The sequence below is a fragment of the Streptomyces sp. 8K308 genome (assembly GCF_004348315.1).
GTDB lineage: Bacteria > Actinomycetota > Actinomycetes > Streptomycetales > Streptomycetaceae > Streptomyces.
In genome coordinates this window covers 1-960 of sequence record NZ_SMKC01000664.1, presented here as the reverse complement: position 1 = coordinate 960, position 960 = coordinate 1, and the positions used below count along the sequence as shown (strand labels likewise).

General features: G+C 72.4%; 1 protein-coding gene. It reads left to right on the top strand.

The features are described 5' to 3' along the window. Positions 1 to 3: 3 nt before the first annotated feature. Positions 4 to 960, top strand: a 957-nt coding sequence (locus tag E1265_RS36530) for an aminotransferase class V-fold PLP-dependent enzyme (RefSeq protein WP_243741381.1), incomplete at its 3' end; no start/stop codon positions are given.

The window sequence follows — 960 nt, the reverse complement described above, 5'->3', positions numbered from 1 at the left end:
GCCATGAACCCCAGCTGCGCGGGCGGAGACCACGCTGGCGTTCTGCTGGAGCGCACCGCTGTGCGGTGGTTGGCGGAGCTGGTGGGATTCCCCCACCGCCCGGGGGCCGGGTTGCTGACCAGCGGAGCCTCCATGGCCACCGTCGTGGCACTCGCCACCGCCCGCCACCAGGCGTTCCGCGATCAGGGCCACGACGTGCGCGAGACGGGCCTGTACGGGCATCGCCCGCTGGCGCTCTACGTGTCCGCCGAGGCGCACAGCTGCCTGCGCAAGGCGGCGGAACTCCTCGGCCTGGGCAGTCGGTACCTCCGCACCGTCCCGGTCGACGCGGCGTTCCGTATGGACATCGGTGAGCTGCGGCGTCTGATCGCGGCCGACCGGCGGGCCGGGGTGCGGCCGTTCTTCGTCGCCGCCAGCGCGGGAACGGTCAACACCGGAGCCGTCGACCCCCTGGACGACATCGCCGCGCTCGCCCGCGAGCACGGACTGTGGTTCCACATCGACGGCGCCTACGGCACGCTCGGCATCCTCGCCGACGACGCCGCCCCTCGGTACGCCGGACTGGAACGGGCGGACTCCCTGGCCCTGGATCCGCACAAATGGCTCGGCGTCCCCGTTGACGCCGGCTGCGTCCTCTTCCGTGAACCGGGTGGCCCGCGCGCCGCCTTCAGCCTGGTCCCGCCCTACCTGCGCGACGAGGACGCCGGGGAACTCGGCTGGTTCTCCGAGTACGGCACCGAACAGACTCGCCCGTTCCGCGCGCTGCGCGTGTGGGCCACGATTGCCCACCTCGGACGGGACGGCATCGTTCGCCTGGTCCAGCAGACCACCAGGCTCGCGCGCACGCTCGCCGAGCTGATCGAAGCCTCAGACGACTTCGAACTGCTCGCCCCGGCCGTCACCTCCATCGCCGCGTTCCGCCACCGGCCTCCGACCCTCGACCCAGACCACGCGGAAGCA